This is a genomic window from Streptomyces sp. NPDC102360, assembly GCF_044766085.1.
GTDB lineage: Bacteria > Actinomycetota > Actinomycetes > Streptomycetales > Streptomycetaceae > Streptomyces.
On sequence record NZ_JBIWLG010000002.1, the window covers coordinates 784324 to 800447 of the forward strand.

Here is a 16124-nt window from a genome sequence, read left to right on the forward strand (position 1 = left end):
CAGCATGCAGGTCTGGCCTGGACAGGCACATCCACTGGGCGCCGCGTACGACGGTGCCGGGACGAACTTCGCGGTCTTCTCGGAGGCCGCCGACCGTGTCGAGCTGTGCCTGTTGCACGACGACGGCTCGGAGACCGCGGTGGAGCTGCGGGAGGCCGACGCCTTCGTGCGGCACGCGTATCTGCCGGGGGTCATGCCGGGGCAGCGCTACGGGTACCGGGCGCACGGCCCGTACGAGCCCGCGCGCGGGCTGCGCTGCAACTCGGCGAAGCTGCTCCTCGACCCGTACGCGCGCGCCATCAGCGGGCGGATCGACTGGAACGAGTCGGTGTACGGCTATCCGTTCGACGCGCCGGACGAGCGCAACGACCTGGACTCGGCGCCGCACACGATGGCGTCGGTGGTGGTCAATCCGTACTTCGACTGGGGCGACGACCGGCTGCCGCGCACGGAGTACCACCAGACGGTGCTCTACGAGGCGCACGTGAAGGGCCTGACGATGCTGCACCCTTCGCTGCCGGAGGAGCTGCGCGGCACCTACGCGGCGCTCGCGCATCCGGCGGTCATCGATCACCTCACGGAACTGGGGGTCACCGCACTGGAGTTGATGCCGGTGCACCAGTTCGTCAACGACGACCGCCTGGCCAAGATGGGGCTGAACAACTACTGGGGCTACAACACGATCGGCTTCTTCGCTCCGCACAACATGTACGCGTCGTGGGGCGACCGGGGCGAGCAGGTCCTTGAGTTCAAGTCCGCGGTGCGGGCACTGCACCAGGCGGGCATCGAGGTCATCCTGGACGTGGTCTACAACCACACGGCGGAAGGCAATCATCTGGGCCCGACGCTGTCCTTCAAGGGCCTCGACAATCCGTCCTACTACAGGCTGACCGACGACCCGCGTTACTACATGGACACCACGGGGACGGGGAACTCGCTCCTGATGCGGTCCCCGCACGTACTGCAGATGATCATGGATTCGCTGCGTTACTGGGTCGAGGAGATGCACGTCGACGGGTTCCGCTTCGACCTGGCCGCCACCCTGGCCCGGCAGTTCCACGAAGTGGACCGCCTGTCGTCGTTCTTCGACCTCGTACAGCAGGACCCGGTGGTCTCCCGCGTGAAGCTGATCGCGGAGCCCTGGGACGTCGGCGAGGGTGGCTACCAGGTGGGGAATTTCCCGCCCTTGTGGACCGAGTGGAACGGCAAGTACCGCGACACCGTGAGGGACTTGTGGCGCGGCGAACCGCGCACGCTCGCCGAGTTCGCCGGCCGGCTGACCGGCTCGTCGGACCTCTACCAGGACGACGGACGCCGCCCGCTCGCCTCCATAAACTTCGTGACCTGCCACGACGGTTTCACCCTGCGCGACCTGGTCTCGTACAACGACAAGCACAACGACGCCAACGGGGAGGGCAATCGCGACGGCGAGAGCCACAACCGGTCGTGGAACTGCGGCGCCGAGGGCGAGACCGACGACGCGGCGGTGCTCGACCTACGGGCCCGCCAAATGCGCAACTTCATCGCTACGTTGATGCTGTCGCAGGGCGTCCCGATGCTCAGCCACGGCGACGAGTTCGGGCGCACCCAGGGCGGCAACAACAACGCCTACTGCCAGGACAACGACGTGGCGTGGGTGCGCTGGGCCGAGCCCGGCGCCGCGCCCGACCCGTTCCTGGAGTTCACGCGCGCGATGGTGCGGCTGCGCGGCGACCATCCGGTGTTCCGCAGGCGGCGCTTCTTCCACGGCCGTCCGGTCGAGGGCACGCACGACGACCTGTCGGACATCGCGTGGTTCACCCCGGAGGGCGAGGAGATGACGCAGCGGGACTGGGGCGCGGCGCAGGCCCGCGCCCTGTCCGTGTTCCTCAACGGCAACGCGATCTCGGAGCCCGGCGCACGCGGCGAGCGCATCCAGGACGACTCGTTCCTGCTGCTGTTCAACGCCTCGCCGCAGCCACAGGAGTTCGTGGTCCCGGTCGACCACGGGCGCCAGTGGCATGCCGTCGTCGACACGGCGCTTCCCGAGGGTCTTTCGGCGGGCGAGGGCCCGAAGGTGCAGGCCGGCGACCGGGTCACCCTGCAGGGCCGCAGCCTCACGGTGTTGCAACGGCCGGCGTAGTCGTCTCGCCGGGCGCCTGGAGGGGCCGTAGGCGCAGCGCGACGAGGAAGGCGGCCCCGGCGGCCAGGCTGCCCACCGCGAAGGCGGCAGCGGCCCCGTGGGTCTGCGCGAGACGGCCCGCCACGGCGAGCGTGACGGCCTGTCCGCCGACGAACGCGCTCACGGCGACCGTCATGCCCTCGCCGAGCCGTTCGCGCGGTACGGCGTGTTCGGTGAGCCCGAACCCGGTGATCAGGTTCGGGGCGAACAGGGCACCGAAGGCGGTCACCACGACGTACAGGAGCGCCATGGAGTGCGTGACGAGGAGCGGGAGCGACAGGAGGGCGGCGGCAGCGGTGGCGACGCGCCAGCGGGCCCGCAGCGTGAACCGGGCGGGCACCGCCGCCATGGACAGGCCGACGACGGCGCTCATGACGCCCATGGCGGCGTAGACGAGCCCCGCCTGGTCGCCGTGCCCCAACTCCTCGGTGAGCGCGGTGATTCCGGCCCCGCAACCGCCGAGGAGGATGCCGAGGAGGACGAGCCCGGCGCGCACCTCGTGGACCTGGCGCGGCAGCCGTGGGCGGTCGGCACGCGCGCGTGGCCGCGTGTCCGCCGGGGCGGGCGGCACCGCCGTGGCGGTCGGATGCAGCGCGAACGCGGTTCCGCAGGCGGCGACGAGGAGCGCCGCCGCGCCGAACGCGTAGGCGGGGTGCGCCACTACGGAGGCGATACCGATGAGCGCGGGGCCGAGGACGAAGCTGAGCTCGTCCATGGTGGACTCCAGGGACAGCACGGCGTTCACCACCCGCTCGTCGCCGCCCTCACGGCGCACGAGCGCGATGCCACGCGCACGCGCGAGTGGACCGATACCGGGGACGGTGGCGCCCGCGAGGACGCCGAGCGCGATCAGCGCCGCCGTGGGCAGACCGGCGAGGGCGCCCAGCGTGTAGGCGGCGATCGCGAGCCCGTTGAGCAGCGCGAGGACGAGGACGACGGGGCGCTGGCCGCGCCGGTCCGCGAGCCGCCCGACGAACGGCCCCACGGCCACCTGGCCGAGCGCGAGGGCGCAGGCGACGACGCCTCCGGTGGCGAGGGAACCACTGGTGCGGGTCACCAGGAGGACGCTGCCGAACTGGATCACCGCGACCGGCAGCCGCCCGAGGAACGACACGACGGGCAGCGGGCGCCCCGTCGCCGCGAGCACCTTGCGGTACGCGTCGAGCGTGCCACCGGTCTTGGGGGTGCCACCGGTCTTCTTGGATGTACCAGGCATCGTCCGACGCTAACGAGGCACGCGTGCGTGCATGCATGCGGTGATGCCACGAAAGGCGGCGCCGCGGATCCGTAGGTTCGCATGACGCCCGAGCACTTGATGCCGCCCGCACCCCCTGCGGACCTGCGAGCCCTTACCGCAGTCGTACGAGGAGAGCCCTGGGAGATCGGGTGAGCAGGCCCTCGTGGGCGGGCCTGAACCCCGGCGCCCACGCCATCGACGGCAGCGCCGTCAGTAGGGCGCGCAGCCCCGCGTCGGCGGTGAGGCGGGCGAGTTGGACGCCCGGGCAGCGGTGCCGCCCGGTGCCGTGGGCCAGCTGCCCGGGAGCCGCGCGGAACAGGTCGTAGCGGTCCGGGTCGGCGAACCGGGTCGCGTCCCTGCCCGCCGCTCCCACCAGGCACGCGACCGTGGCGCCCGCCGGTATCGTGCCGCCGCTCATCTGGACCGGGGCGAGGGCCCGGCGCAGGACGACGTGGGCGGCGGGGTCACGGCGCAGCGACTCGGCCCAGGCGGCGTCGACGAGTTCGGGGCGGGCCCGCACCAGCGCCAACTGCTCGGGGTGGTCGAGGAGGTTGGCGAGGAGCGCGGCGAGGGCCCGGTCGGTGGCGTCCCCGCCCGCGCCGATGAGTGTCCCGGCGAGCCCGCAGACCGTGTCGTCGGAAAGGGGCCGCCCGTCGGCCCGCGCGGCGCACAGAGCGCTCAGGAGGTCGTCCGTGGGGTGCGCGCGGCGGCGGGCGATCTGCGGGCGCAGAAAGGCGTCCAGGGCCGCGGGGGTGCCGCCCAGGTGGGTGAGCCCCGCGCGGCACAGGGCGGCGACGTGGGCGGTGCCTTCGAAGGGCAGGCCCAGCGCACGGACGACGGCCACGGCGGGCAGCCAGTGGCAGAACTCCTCGACGAGATCGGCCTCGTGGCGCCGGGCGAGGCGGCGCGCGAGTACGTAGGCGGTGCGTTCGACGCTCGCCTTCACGGTGGCCAGCGCGCGCCCTTGGAGGGCGGAGGCGAGGAGTGCGCGCTGGGCGGTGTGCGTGTCCGCTTCCAGGTGGGCGAAGGTGCGGCCGGGAGGTGGCGCGACCAGGCGGGGGTCGGCGAGCGCCGTGCGCACGTCCACGTAGCGGCTGAGGAGCCACGCGCCGAAGGGCTCGTCGTGGTGCAGCGGGTAGGTGGCCCGCAGAGTGCGGTACAGCGGGAACGGATCGTGGGCGGTGCTCGGCGAGGCGAGGCTCGGGAGCCGCGTCGCGGCCCCCGCGCGCGGGTAGGAGCCCGGTGCGTCGGGATACGAGACCGGTCCGGAAGGGCACAGCACCGCGGGACTCCACTCTGTACCGGGGCGCGCACCGGTCGCTGCGCGCGGCTCTTCCCAGCGCACCACCGAGGCCTTCGTCACGCAGCCTCCGTTCCACCGTACGAGTGACAGCGGTGACTCAGGGTGACGCACGGGTCTGACCTGCGCGGGGCCTCGGTGGCGTGAACTCTCCCCTGCCGAGCGGCCCGGGGCCGCTGTATAGGCCTTCTTGACACATGGAGCGGAGCATGGGGTACTGCGGATTGCTGACGCCGGGAGCACCAACGGGGGTGAGTCACCTGACGGAGCAGCGGTACCCCACCTCGGCCGAGTTGGTCCAGTCAGCGCGGGAGCTGGCGTCCCAGCGACCCGACCTGTGTCACCTACGCCAGGTCGGCACGTCGCGCGGGGGGCGCCCCCTGCATCTGCTGTCCGTCGGGCACGACCGGCGCGCCGTCCTCATCGTGGCGGGGGCGCACGCCAACGAGCCCACGGGTGGGCCCACGGCGCTGCACCTGGCCGAAAAGGCGCTCTTCGACCGGGAGTTGCGGACCGACCGGTCGTGGCACTTCCTGTTGTGCGCGGACCCGGACGGCGCGGCCCTGCACAACGCTCCGGAGCCGCACTCGCTGCTCGACTACCACCGGGGCTTCTTCAGGCCCACGGGCGCGGAGCAGCCGGAGTGGTCGCCGTCCGTGCTGCCCCCGGACCGGCTGCCTCCGGAGACGACGACCCTGGTCGGTGTGATCGACGAGGTGCGGCCCTACCTCCAGGTGTCCCTGCACGGCACCGAACTGGGCGGCAGCTGGGTGCAGTTGACGCGGGACATCCCGGGGCTCGCCGAGCCCTTCGCCAAGTCGGCCGCCGAGCTGCACATACCGGTGGAGACCGGGGCGTCGGACGCGGCGGGCTGGCCGACGTCGGGGCGCGGCGTCCATGTGATGCCGGACCTGGACGCGCAGGCCGCGTTCCCGAGCCTGCCCGACGACGCCCGCCTGTCGACGTGGCACCACGCGCACCGCTACGGCGGCTCCACGGCGATCGTGGAGGTCCCGATGTGGGCCAGCGACCTGGTGGACGACCCGGCCCCGCATCCCGCGCCCGAGCGGGCGCTGCGGCGCCTGTCGGCCCGGCTCAGCCGCGACACGCGGCTCGTGGAGGAGATCCTCGCGGAGGCCATGCCCCGGCTCCCGGACACCGGCGGGCCGCTCCTCGGCGCGGCCTGCTGGGCCCTGGGCCTGGTGCCGGGGCTCGCGGACGACTGGGTCCAACCGCCGCCGCCGGACGCCACGATGGCGTACATCGGCAGCATCGACGCGTTCGCCCGGCGGCTTCCGCTGCGGGCCGCGGCGATGCTCCTGCGGGTCCTGGAGGAGGCCGACGACCTGGCGGCGCCCCGCCTCGACGCCCTTGTCACGCGGTGGTGCGAGGCGTACGCCGAGCGGTTCGGGGCGCGGTGGGTGCCGGTGGCCCACCAGATAGAGCATCAGGCGCGGACGACGGTGGCGGCGGTGCGGCACGCGCGCGGGTGAGCACACGCCCCGGGGTGAGTGCGCGCGCCCTGGTCAGTCGACGGACAGCCGGAACGACATGCGCCCGAAGGCGACCTGATCGCCGCCCTTGACGACCGCGGCGCCGATCACCCTGCGCCCGTTCACCGACGTGCCGTTGGTCGAGCCGAGGTCGCGCAGCACCCACATGCCGGCCTGCCGGCTCAGCTCGGCGTGCACCCGCGAGACGGTGTCGTGGCTCAGCCGCAGCCCGTTGGCCGGGTCGCGGCCGATGCGCAGCGGGTACGGGGAGGTGGCCGACGGCAGGAGCAGCTTCGGCAGCCGCTCCACGGTCCACGCCCTGCGCAGCCGCACGGTGAACCCGGAGACCGCCCCCACGGTGCCGAACAGCGCCCGCGACCAGCGGCCCTCCTGGTTCAGATCGGCGGTGAGCCGGTCGAGGTCCTCGGTCCGCCGGGCGGTGAACACCAGCTCCATGCGGCGCACGAACGTGTCGTGCGAGAGCCTGCCGAGTGCGACGCCGTCCCTGAGCACCTTCAGCGCACGGTCCCGCTCGGCGTCGGAGAGCCGAGCCGGGTGCGTGTGGTGTTCAAAAGAGGACGTCACAAAGGGAATTGTCGGGCAGCGAAGGTCGAGGTGTCCAGAAAACCGGGCGTCCCCGCTGGTACCCGTGCCGCACAAGCGCATCAACTTCGTTTGTCGAAGCCCCGACTTCGTGTGACGCGCGCCCCAGCGAGGCAAAATGGCCCCACGTCGATCACAACTGACGCACCATGGAACTCAGCCGTCACTGTCGGCAGGCATCCGGTCACGAGGGGGAACGGTCCGTGCAGTTCGAGGTGTGGGCACCACAGGCCGAGCAGGTGACGCTCCACATTCGGGGCGCCGAGAACGAACAGGGCACCACGCGCGCGTTGGCGCGTGACCCGTACCGCGGGGACGGGTGGTGGTCCGGCGAGGCGGAAGCAGTGGACGGCACGCGGTACGGCTTCGCGGTCGACGGCGGGCCCGTGCTGCCCGACCCGCGCTCGCGGCGGCAGCCCGAGGGCCCGGACGGACTGAGCGCCGTCGTCGACCACAGGCGGTACGAGTGGCGCTCCGGTCCGTCCGGGCGCGGGTTGCCCGGAGCGGTCCTGTACGAGCTCCATGTGGGCACGTACACGAAGGAGGGCACGCTCGACGGCGCCGCGGCACGGCTCGGCCACCTCGCCGACCTGGGTGTCACGCACGTGGAGTTGATGCCGCTGTGCCCCATGCCGGGGCGGCACGGCTGGGGCTACGACGGGGTCGGCCCGTGGGCCGTGCACGAGCCGTACGGCGGGCCCGAGGCGCTGAAGCGTTTTGTCGACAGCGCGCACGACCACGGCCTCGGTGTCGTGCTCGACGTCGTGCACAACCACCTGGGCCCTTCCGGCAACCATCTGCCGGCGTTCGGCCCGTACTTCACCGATACCCACCACACGCCGTGGGGCAGCGCGATGAACCTGGACGCGCCCGGCTCCGACGAGGTACGCGCGTACCTGATCGGCAGCGCGCTCGCCTGGCTGCGCGACTACCGGATCGACGGGCTGCGGCTCGACGCGATCCACGAACTCCACGACCGGCGCGCCCTGCCGTTCCTTGAGGAGCTCTCGGCGGCCGTGGACGCGCTCGCCGAGGACCTCGGCCGACCGCTGTTCCTGGTCGGCGAGTCCGACCTCGGCGACCCGCGCGTCATCACCGCGCGCTCCGAGGGCGGGCTCGGCCTCCACGCGCAGTGGAACGACGACGTGCACCACGCCGTGCACGCGGCCGTCACCGGGGAACGGCGGGGCTACTACGGGGACTTCGCGCGGCAGCCGATGGCCGCGCTCGCCAAGACGCTCACGCAGGGCTTCTTCCACGACGGCACGTACTCGACGTTCCGCGGCCGCCACCACGGTCGCCCGCTGGACCGCGCCACCGTCCCCGCGCACCGGCTGCTCGCCTACACGCAGAGCCACGACCAGGTCGGCAACCGGGCGCAGGGCGAGCGCCTCGGCGCGCTCGTCCGCCCCGGACTGCTGGCGTGCGCGGCGACACTCGTGCTCACCGGGCCCTTCACGCCGATGCTGTTCATGGGCGAGGAATGGGCCGCGAGCACGCCCTGGCAGTACTTCACCGACCACACCGACGCCGCTCTCGCCGATGCCGTGCGCAAGGGCAGGCGGCGGGAGTTCGCGGCGCACGGCTGGGCCGAGGGAGACATTCCCGATCCGCAGGACCCGGCCACCCGTGAGCGCTCCTGCCTGGACTGGGAAGAGCGCGAAACGGGCCACCACGCGCGCGTACTCGCCTGGTACCGCGAACTCCTCGCCCTGCGCCGCGCCCGCCCGGACCTCCGGGAGCCGGATCTGGCCGCGGTCAAGGTCGCGTACGACGAGCGGGCGCGATGGATCGCCTACCGGCGCGGCGATCTTCGGGTGGCGGTGAACCTGTCCGACGTCCCGGTGTCGATTCCGCTGGGGCGTCCTGTGGCGCGGCTGCTCGCCGCGTGGGAGCCGGTGGAACTGCCGGGCAGGGACGGCGTGCTGACGGTCCCGGCGGAGTCCTGCGTGGTCGCCGTGGCACCGTAGGGGCGGCCGGCCGGCAGCGGGCCGGAGGGAGGACTCATCCCCTCCGGCTCATCCCCTCCGGCTCATCCCCTCCGGCTCATCCCCTCCGGCTCAGCCCTCCGACACCAGCTCCAGCAGGATCGCCTCCCACGCCCGCTCCGCCTGCACCCGCAGCAGACCCACGGGGCTGTCGTCGGCGCCGTACAGCCGGTCCCCGAGCCGCACCAGGACATCGCAGCGGGCCAGCCACAGCCCCCGCAGGCATGACCGCGGCCCGTACCCCGCCAGCGTCGCGGAGCGGACCGCGGCACGCGCACCGACCGCGATGGTGAGCCCGGCGATGTCCTCCGCCGCGTCACCGACGACCGCGTCGGCCCAGTCCAGGACGCCGCGCACCCGGCCGTCCGCCGACACGGTCAGATGCTCGCCCTTCAGGTCGTGGTGGACGAGCACGGTGCCGGACTGCGGGGCGAGCTGCGCGACGGCCCGCGCGGAGAGCTGATCGAGCCGCTCGGCCTCGAACTCGCCGTCCGCGTGCAGCTTCAGGGCCGCGGCGCCTGCCTCGCGGCGCAGGCTCTCCAGCGAGCGCGGCGGCACGTTCGGCACACCGACAGGACCGGTCCGCGCGACCGGCACCGCCCGCAGCCCCGCGAGCAGCCCGGCGAGATCCTCCTCGCCTGCCGCGGTGACGTCCCTGACCTCCGCGGACTCCCCGGGCAGCCGCTTGTCGAGCGTGCAGGCGAGGCCGGGCGCCCACTCCCCCGCGGCGACGGAGGCGGGCACGGCGACCGGGACGTGGTGGCGTACGAGATCGCGCAGGCGCACCTCGCGTCGCAGCCGCGCGGACATCTCCGGGTCGGTGGCGAGGCGCAGCACGTGCTCCTCACCGACCCACCACGTGGAGTGCTCGCCGCCTTCGGTGACGGGGCGCGCCCGCGGGGCGCCGCCGCCCGGAAGCATCGCCTCCAGGACGCGGCGCACAGCGTCGGCAGTGGGCTGCCGCGGTGTCGACGGCATGGCCGCTCAGCCCACGATCGCCAGCTCGCGCGCCGTCGCGTTGAGACGCCGGCCGCCGTCCTCGGTGACGGTCACGATGTCCTCGACGCGGACGCCGAACCGGCCCGGCAGATAGATGCCGGGTTCGACGGAGAAGCACATGCCGGGCACCAGCTCCTGCTCCTCGCCCTCGATCATGTAGGGCGGTTCGTGGGTGGTGACGCCGATGCCGTGCCCGGTGCGGTGGATGAAGTACTCGCCGTACCCGGCGTCGGTGATGACCTTGCGGGCGACCCGGTCGACGTCCTGGCAGGCGATCCCCGGCCGCACCGCGTCACAGGCCGCGGTCTGCGCCTCCCGGACGATGTCGTGGACCTTGCGCTCCTCGTCGGTCGGCTCTCCGACGTGCACGGTACGGGTGGTGTCGGAGCCGTAGCCGTGCTTGAGGCCGCCGAAGTCGAGCACCACCATGTCGCCATCCTGGATGACGCGGTCGCTCGCCTCGTGGTGCGGGTTGGCGCCGTTCGGGCCCGAGCCGACGACGGTGAAGTCGACCTGCGAGTGCCCGAACCGCTTCAGCAGGTCGGACAGTTCACCGGCGATGTCGTTCTCGCGGCGGCCCGCGAAGGCGACCTTCTTGATCTCCTCGTACGTGGCGTCCGCCGCGGCGCCCGCGGCGGCGAGGCGCTCCAGTTCGGCGGCGTCCTTCACGCCGCGCAGCATCGGCAGGGCCTCCGTGAGCGAGACGTACGAGGTCTCGGGCAAGGTCTTCTGCAGGCCGAGCAGATGCATCGCCCAGGCGTTGTCGCTCACCCCGAAGCGGCCCGTCACGTCGAGCAGCGGGGCGGTGACGTCGTACGGGTCCTTGCCGTCGGTCCAGTCGCGCAGCGTCATCGCGTCGGCTCCCGCTGCCTTGGCGGCGTCGGGCGCCTCCAGGGTCGGCACGACGAGCGTGGGCTCCTGGTCGGCCGCGAGCACGAGGAGGGTGAGCCGCTCGGTGTCGGCCGGCACGTGGTAGCCGGTGAGCCATACGAGGTCGGGGCCCGGCGCGACCAGCACCCCTGCGAGCCCCGCGGCCGCGGCGGACTGCGCGGCACGGTCCATGCGGGCCTTGTAGTCGGCTGCGGTGAAGGGCACGGGTGTACCGGTCGTCATGTCCTGGCCTCTCGTACGGGTAGGCGCTCATGGAGGTGCGGGCGTCGTACGGACAGCCATCCTGCCCGGCGGCGCGGGGCGGCGCGAGACCGACCTCTGCCCATGATTTCAGGCGCCGTGGGCGGGGCGCGCGCCGAATACGGCCGTCACGTGACCACCCCCGGTGTGACCACCAGCTTCTGCAGCTCCCCGTTCGCGTGCCGGACCATGACCACCACCGGCCGGCCCGGCCGGGCATCCGCCACGTCGGCCACGTGCGCCGCCAGGCCGAGCGCGGAGCCGACGCGCCGCGCGCCCAGGCCCACCAGGACGTCGCCGCGGACCAGGCCGCCGGTGTAGCCGGGGCCCGGGATGTGCACGGCCACGACGAGCGCGCCCGACGTCTTGGGGGCGTCGACGACCTCCACGCCGAGCCCGCCCCTCGAGAGCGGTGACGCGGGCGGCGTGGGCGCCGTGCTGGGCCTTGGCGTGGGGGCGGGGCTGCTCGGCGGCGGGGCCGCGGGCCTCGCCTCGGGCGGGGCCTGCCGTTTCAGTTCGGCGAGCTTGCTCATCCCGATGACGGTGGCTCCCACGGTGCCGAGGCCGATGCCCGCGAGGACGAGCACGACCGCGCACAGCAGCCCGCACAGCACGCTGCACAGGCGCCTGCCGCGCCGCCGGGCGGCGCCCGGCCTCAAGCGCGAGGCCGAGGCCGAGGTCGGCGTTGAGGCCGACGTTGAGGCCGACGTCGAGGTCCGGCCCCCGGACCCCGGCATCGACTTGGGACGCAACGCAGTCTGTTCCATGGGTCGCCCGCCTCCGGTCCCTGGCCCACTCGGCCACGGCCAGAGCCCTACCCTCCGCGCACGCCCCCGACGATCCACGAACGAGTGAGAGTGCCGGGGCCGGCTCGAACGCCGGCGCCCGGCACCCCCTCCCGAATCGGCCGATCAACCGGTCAGCCGGTGTGGCCCCCGTGGCCACCGCCGTGCCCGGCCCCGTGGTCGAACTTCAGGGCTTCCGGCGGGAGCACCACGAAGGGCCGCATCATGCCCATGTCCTCGTGCTCCAGGAGGTGGCAGTGGTACATGAACCGGCCGTACGCCCCGTCGAACCTGCCCATGACGCGCAGCATCTGGCCGGGCAGGGCACGGAACACGTCCTTGTGCCCCTGCTCGTTGAGCGGCAGCGGGACCACCTTGGTCGGGTCGAACGCGACCGGCTTGACCGTGCCGCCCACCTTCACGTCGAACCCGGAGGCGTCGTACACGTCCCGGCCGAGTATCTGGAAGTCGGCGAGGTGGATGTGCATCGGGTGCACGACCGGCGGGTTCACCGCGAGGTTGAGGAAGCTCCACTGCTCGTGGGTGCCCTCGCCGATGGTGAAGCCGAGCCCGTCGTTGAAGGTCCGGGCGATGCGCCGGTAGGTCTTCAACGCGCCCTTGTCGTCGACGAGCTGGATGACGCCGTCGCTGGGCACCTGGACGTCCTCGGCGCCCGACGCACCCTCGTGGCCCCCGGTGACCTCCGCCATCTCCCAGATCTCCGGGTGTCCGCCGCCGCCCTTGGTGGCGGGCGGCGTCAGGACGATCAGCCGGTGCCCGTGCTCGATGTCGTGCGTGAGCCTCCGGAAGGACCCGGACAGCACCTCGGGCAGCACGAACGGCTCCGGGTCACCGCACTCGCCCACCCGGAACTCCATGACGTGCGGGTAGCGCACATCGCCGGGTACGTCCGGCTCGCCCGGTGCCTGGTTGCGCCCCTTGTCGACCAGGCGCACCCGCTTGCCCGCGAGGGACGCGAAGTCGATGAGCAGGTCCATGCGCTCGGCGGGCGCGACGGGCAGCGTCGGCATCTCCGACGGGTCGCTGCCGAAGTCGATCGGGACGGGCCGCGGCAGCAGTCCGCCGTCACTGCCGATCTGGTGCACGACGCCGGGCAGCGGGTCGCCGTCCTCGTCGATGAGCACCAGGTTGTAGATCCGCGCGTTCGACGCGTTCACCAGGCGGAAGCGGTACCAGCCCGCGTCCACCTCCGCGTAGGGCCAGATCCGCCCGTTGACCGTCGTGTACGGGCCGCTGAACGGGATGGTGACGGGCTTGCCCGTCTCCTCGTTCGCCGGGTCGACGATCACGGTCTTGTGCAACAGCCTGCCGTTCAGCCTGCCGTCCTCGTCCGTGTCCAGGTTCCGGTCGGCGAGCAGCAGCGGTATCTCCCGCTCCCCGGAGGGGAGCCCCAGGGCGTCCTCCTCGTCGTCCCGGACCAGGTACGTCCCGTACAGGCCCGCGTACACGTTCCACCGGGTGATGTTCATGGCGTGGTCGTGGTACCACCACTGCACCGCCTGGTGGTCGTTCGGGTACTCGGAGAGCTGGGCGTCGCCGAAGCCCACCGCGTTGTCCGCCCAGCCGTCGTTGCCGCCGCCGGTCTGCGCGCCGTGCAGGTGCGTGACGGTCCAGGCGGGCAGCGCGGCCACGTCCGCGTTCGCAGGGACGCCGCCGCGGCCGGGCAGCGTGGTCGGCGGGGGCGGCGGGTCCTGCCCCGGCTCGGTCGGCGGATTGGGCACCTCCACCGACGTCACCGGGTACTCGCCGCCCTTGGGAATGCGGTTCGTCCAGGCGATGCGGACGCGCTGCCCGCGCCGTACCTCGATCGTCGGGCCCGGCACCGCGCCCTCGTAGCCCCACATCAGTGTCGGCGGGAGCTGCGGGTGCAGCCGCTGCCACGTGGGCCGCAGCGCGATCTCTGTTTCCTGACGGACATCACCGGAGTCGGGCCGCAGCACCGGCGGCACCGTCAACGGCGCTACATACGGCGCCAGTTCCCCCACGGCGGCCGCGGCGATCTCGCTCGCGGCCTCCTCGACTCCGGTCAATTTGTCCGTGATGCGGTCAAAGATTTCGGTCATGAAAAGAACACCCCCGTGTGTTCTCACATCGTCCCCGTTACGGCCGCGAACGGCCGTCTTGTCCGGCCATGAACGGCCGTCTCACCTCACAAGACGGCTGACGTCCCAGCGAAGTTCCCTGAACCACCCAATCCGGACGTGCGGTTGTTGAAACCAATCGGAACCGGCGGCGCCGGAACGCGGCCGGGGACGAATCCGTGGGCCCGGCGCGCGAGCCAGCCGTCGCGGTATCGGTCGACGTTTCGATGCCAGTTGAGGATGCCCGCCATCCAGTTCCGCAGGTCCTCGACATAGCCGTCGAGAGCCGTGCGCGCGTCGCGGTGGAGCCCGAAGTCCTCGTACAGGGCCGGTAGTTCGTGCTCGACGATGTGCTCGAACTGGCGCATGCGCTGCGTCATGAGGTCGTTCACGATGCCGACGGCCGTCGGGTAGTCCGCGCCGAAGAAGTTCTGCACGACCAGGATCGCGTTGTGGATCTCGCCCTCGTACTCGATCTCCTTCTGGTACGAGAACACGTCGTTGAGCAGCATCGTGTAGTCGATCGCCGAGTTCTCCAGGGCGCGCACCGTGCCCGTGCGGTAGATCTCGGGCGGTACGGCGGGCCCGTGGCCCATGCGGCACAGGCTCGTGGTGAGGTCGGAGCCGAAGGTGGCGCGGCGCATCTCCAGGTAGTCGACCGGGTCGGGGATGCGGTGCTGGAGCTGGTTGGCGACCTCCCACACCCAGCTCTCCGTCATGACCTCCACGGCGGCCTTCAGGGTGCGCCGTTGCTCCGGGGCCATGTCCGCCGTGGTGCGCCGCCACAGGTCGTCGAGGCCGCGCTCCATGGCGTTGGCGGGCGGCGGGATGTCCTCGCCGGTCACGGGCATGCGGTCGGAGAGGCGCGCGGTGCACAGCTTGGCGGCGGCCAGGTCCCGCCGGTGGCCGAAGACCAGCGGGTAGTAGTCGTCCCCGTAGGTGCCCCAGGCGAGCCACTGGGAGCTGAGGTCGAGCGCCTCGGCCGAACCGTCCGGGTCGAGTCCCGCCGCGCACAACGGCAGGTCGTAGGCGCGGACTTTGTCCTCGTCCCAGACGCCCTCCCCCAGGATGCCCATGCGGTGCGTCCACGGGAGCAGCCGCGCGCGGGCCCCGTCGAGCTCAGGGTTGAGGCTCAGGGCGAACGGCATGTGGATGTCGGGGATCAGGGACGGGCCGACCTTCTGGAACGGCACGTGCGTGTACGCGCGCAGGCGCTCGGCTCCGACCCCGTCGAGCAGCGCCCGTACGTCCGTGGCGCCCGTGCCGAGTCCGCTCGGCCCACCCAGGGGCGCTTCGGGTTGCGCGGTGGCCTCCTTGTTCATGTAGCGGCTCGATCGCATGTGCCACTCGTGGCCGCCGGACTGCCAGTCCTGCAGCCCGCGCGTGTACGCGGCGACCGCGGCGACCTGGTCCGGCGTGAGCCCCTTCTCCACGGAGAGGGCGGGCACTTCGGTCAGCGCTGTGTGTTCGAACTGGTGCAGCCGCGAAGTCAGCACGTCGTTGACGGCCTCCGCCGCCTCCTGTGTCGTACAGCCGAAGAAGGTCTCCAACACCAGGACGCCGTTGGAGAGTTCGCCCTCGTCCATGACCTCTCGTTCGTAGGAGAAGAGGTCGTTGCGCAGGTGCACCGCGTCGGCGAACGTCTCCATGAGGACGCGCAGCGGCCTCGACTGCGCGACGGATGCCGGGACTTCGGCGGTCGCGTACTCCACCAGGCCCGCCGACCAGGGGGCGCCGCCCACCTTGCGGCGCATCTCGATGTACTCGACGGGGTTGGAGATCCGCCCCTCGTTGATGTTGGACAGCTCCCACATCGACTCGTACAGGAGGTGCTCGGTCGACTCCGCGAAGCGGCGCCGCCAGTCCATCGACATGGCGGGCACGGTGCGCCGCCACAGGTCGATGAGGCCCGCCTCGACCGGGTTCCGCGGCTCGGGCACGGGGGTGTCGAGCTCCATCGGCATGAACAGCGGCAGCCGGTCCAGGTGCGCCTTGCCGGCCGCGCGGTCGTTCGTGCGCTTGTACATGTCCAGGAAGTGGTCGTCGAAGAAGAAGACCCACACGTACCAGTCGGTGATCAAGGAGAGCGCAGGACCGTCGCAGTCGGGGTGCGTGTACGCGCACAACAGGCCGTAGTCGTGCGCGTCGAGGTCGCCCTGGTCCCAGACGCCGCTGCCCTCCAGCATGCCCATCTCGCGGGCCCACACCGTGGAATGGGCCCGCGCCCCGTCCAGATGCGGGTTGAGCCGGGCCTGGTACGGCATGTAGAAGCGCGGCAGGTGGAAGGGCTGCGTGGACTCGTGTGTCATGAGCGCCGCCCTACCC

11 protein-coding genes are annotated in these 16124 nt (G+C 72.3%); 3 read left to right on the forward strand and 8 right to left on the reverse strand.

Annotation, left to right across the window (positions count from 1 at the left end; genetic code table 11):
* Positions 1-4: 4 nt before the first annotated feature.
* Positions 5-2122, forward strand: a complete 2118-nt coding sequence (glgX, locus tag ACIRHA_RS12970; RefSeq protein WP_403843805.1) for a glycogen debranching protein GlgX — start codon at positions 5-7, stop codon at positions 2120-2122.
* Here glgX and ACIRHA_RS12975 read toward each other — a convergent pair.
* Both ACIRHA_RS12975 and ACIRHA_RS12980 read right to left on the reverse strand, forming a co-directional pair.
* Positions 2097-3377, reverse strand: a complete 1281-nt coding sequence (locus tag ACIRHA_RS12975) for an MFS transporter (RefSeq protein WP_403843807.1) — start codon at positions 3375-3377, stop codon at positions 2097-2099. The two genes, glgX and ACIRHA_RS12975, sit on opposite strands and share 26 nt — an antisense overlap.
* A 133-nt stretch (positions 3378-3510) precedes the next feature.
* The gene (locus ACIRHA_RS12980) at positions 3511-4761 is read right to left on the reverse strand and encodes a cytochrome P450 (RefSeq protein WP_403843810.1); all 1251 of its coding nucleotides are present in this window, start codon (positions 4759-4761) and stop codon (positions 3511-3513) included.
* Between the two features lie 188 nt (positions 4762-4949).
* On the opposite strand from ACIRHA_RS12980, the gene ACIRHA_RS12985 reads away from it, so the two are divergent.
* A complete protein-coding gene (locus ACIRHA_RS12985; RefSeq protein ID WP_403843812.1) occupies positions 4950-6191 on the forward strand; it encodes a M14 family zinc carboxypeptidase in 1242 nt (413 codons plus the stop codon).
* 33 nt (positions 6192-6224) lie between these two features.
* Here ACIRHA_RS12985 and ACIRHA_RS12990 read toward each other — a convergent pair whose 3' ends face one another.
* Positions 6225-6776 (reverse strand): FHA domain-containing protein, encoded by a 552-nt coding sequence (locus ACIRHA_RS12990; RefSeq protein WP_403843815.1) that lies wholly within the window; start codon positions 6774-6776, stop codon positions 6225-6227.
* 221 nt (positions 6777-6997) lie between these two features.
* Here ACIRHA_RS12990 and treZ point away from each other — a divergent pair, with 221 nt between their 5' ends.
* Complete coding sequence (gene treZ / locus ACIRHA_RS12995) at positions 6998-8764, forward strand: malto-oligosyltrehalose trehalohydrolase (protein ID WP_403843817.1); 1767 nt, start codon at positions 6998-7000, stop codon at positions 8762-8764.
* A 90-nt stretch (positions 8765-8854) separates the two neighbouring features.
* Here treZ and ACIRHA_RS13000 read toward each other — a convergent pair whose 3' ends face one another.
* The 5 genes from ACIRHA_RS13000 to cyc2 form a co-directional block, all read right to left on the reverse strand.
* Complete coding sequence (locus tag ACIRHA_RS13000) at positions 8855-9760, reverse strand: aminoglycoside phosphotransferase family protein (protein WP_403843820.1); 906 nt, start codon at positions 9758-9760, stop codon at positions 8855-8857.
* 6 nt (positions 9761-9766) lie between these two features.
* The gene (locus ACIRHA_RS13005; protein WP_403843822.1) at positions 9767-10894 is read right to left on the reverse strand and encodes a M24 family metallopeptidase; all 1128 of its coding nucleotides are present in this window, start codon (positions 10892-10894) and stop codon (positions 9767-9769) included.
* 146 nt (positions 10895-11040) lie between these two features.
* Positions 11041-11679, reverse strand: coding sequence for a PDZ domain-containing protein (locus ACIRHA_RS13010; RefSeq protein WP_403843825.1), 639 nt, complete (start codon positions 11677-11679; stop codon positions 11041-11043).
* A 152-nt stretch (positions 11680-11831) separates the two neighbouring features.
* Entirely contained in the window at positions 11832-13781 is a 1950-nt protein-coding gene (gene phsA / locus ACIRHA_RS13015; RefSeq protein WP_403843828.1) for an O-aminophenol oxidase PhsA, read from the reverse strand.
* Positions 13782-13867: 86 nt separating this feature from the next.
* Entirely contained in the window at positions 13868-16108 is a 2241-nt protein-coding gene (gene cyc2, locus ACIRHA_RS13020; protein WP_403843831.1) for a germacradienol/geosmin synthase Cyc2, read from the reverse strand.
* Positions 16109-16124: the final 16 nt, after the last annotated feature.

Excerpts from the sequence above, each read along its gene's own strand:
- glgX (WP_403843805.1), top strand. The coding sequence starts at position 5 with ATGCAGGTCTGGCCTGGACAGGCACATCCACTGGGCGCCGCGTACGAC.
- ACIRHA_RS12975 (WP_403843807.1), bottom strand. The coding sequence starts at position 3,377 with ATGCCTGGTACATCCAAGAAGACCGGTGGCACCCCCAAGACCGGTGGC.
- ACIRHA_RS13000 (WP_403843820.1), bottom strand. The coding sequence starts at position 9,760 with ATGCCGTCGACACCGCGGCAGCCCACTGCCGACGCTGTGCGCCGCGTC.
- ACIRHA_RS13005 (WP_403843822.1), bottom strand. The coding sequence starts at position 10,894 with ATGACGACCGGTACACCCGTGCCCTTCACCGCAGCCGACTACAAGGCC.
- ACIRHA_RS13010 (WP_403843825.1), bottom strand. The coding sequence starts at position 11,679 with ATGGAACAGACTGCGTTGCGTCCCAAGTCGATGCCGGGGTCCGGGGGC.
- phsA (WP_403843828.1), bottom strand. The coding sequence starts at position 13,781 with ATGACCGAAATCTTTGACCGCATCACGGACAAATTGACCGGAGTCGAG.
- cyc2 (WP_403843831.1), bottom strand. The coding sequence starts at position 16,108 with ATGACACACGAGTCCACGCAGCCCTTCCACCTGCCGCGCTTCTACATG.